Annotated in this window: 1 rRNA gene; it reads right to left on the reverse strand. The window is 58.8% G+C overall.

From position 1 onward, the window contains the following. A 23S ribosomal RNA gene (locus QYS60_RS25660) occupies positions 1-1,310 on the reverse strand; the annotation flags it as partial.

The following is a 1,310-nucleotide window of genomic DNA, read 5'->3' on the forward strand; positions in this document are numbered from 1 at the left end:
GACACGGATTTGCCTATGTCACGCCCTACAGGCTTACACCGGTACAACCACTGACCGGCCCCACTACCTTCCTGCGTCACCCCATCGCTTGGCTACTACCAGATCGGGTCCCGTGCATCCACACAACCGATTCCCGAAGGAACCGGCCGGCTTCAGGACGGTTAGCATCACTGATTCACCAGGGGCGCGTTCACACGGGTACGGGAATATCAACCCGTTGTCCATCGACTACGCCTGTCGGCCTCGCCTTAGGTCCCGACTCACCCTGGGCGGATTAACCTGGCCCAGGAACCCTTGGTCATTCGGCGGACGAGTTTCTCACTCGTCTTTCGCTACTCATGCCTGCATTCTCACTCGCGCCGCCTCCACACCTGGATCACTCCGGCGCTTCCCCGGCGGCACGACGCTCCCCTACCCACCCACACCACTGCCGGACGGTCCGTAAACCCTCCGGGGTGTTGTGTGAGTGCCGCGGCTTCGGCGGTGTACTTGAGCCCCGCTACATTGTCGGCGCAGAACCACTTGACCAGTGAGCTATTACGCACTCTTTCAAGGGTGGCTGCTTCTAAGCCAACCTCCTGGTTGTCTCAGCGATCCCACATCCTTTTCCACTTAGTACACGCTTAGGGGCCTTAGCCGGCGATCTGGGCTGTTTCCCTCTCGACTACGAAGCTTATCCCCCGCAGTCTCACTGCCGCGCTCTCACTCACCGGCATTCGGAGTTTGGCTGATTTCGGTAAGCTTGTGGGCCCCCTAGACCATCCAGTAGCTCTACCTCCGGTGAGAAACACGCGACGCTGCACCTAAATGCATTTCGGGGAGAACCAGCTATCACGGAGTTTGATTGGCCTTTCACCCCTACCCACAGCTCATCCCCTCAGTTTTCAACCTAAGTGGGTTCGGGCCTCCACGACGTCTTACCGTCGCTTCACCCTGGCCATGGGTAGATCACTCCGCTTCGGGTCTAGAACATGCCACTGCAACGCCCTGTTCGGACTCGCTTTCGCTACGACTACCCCACACGGGTTAACCTCGCGACATGCCACTAACTCGCAGGCTCATTCTTCAAAAGGCACGCCGTCACCCCCAGCAGACCAAACTGCTCGAAGGCTCCGACGGATTGTAAGCGCACGGTTTCAGGTACTATTTCACTCCCCTCCCGGGGTACTTTTCACCTTTCCCTCACGGTACTAGTCCGCTATCGGTCACCAGGGAGTATTCAGGCTTATCGGGTGGTCCCGACGGATTCACAGCAGATTTCACGGGCCCGCTGCTACTCGGGTACCCTCCACGAGAGCCGGCGTGTTTTC

The organism is Rhodococcus sp. GXMU-t2271 (assembly GCF_041414735.1).
Lineage (GTDB): Bacteria > Actinomycetota > Actinomycetes > Mycobacteriales > Mycobacteriaceae > Rhodococcus > Rhodococcus indonesiensis.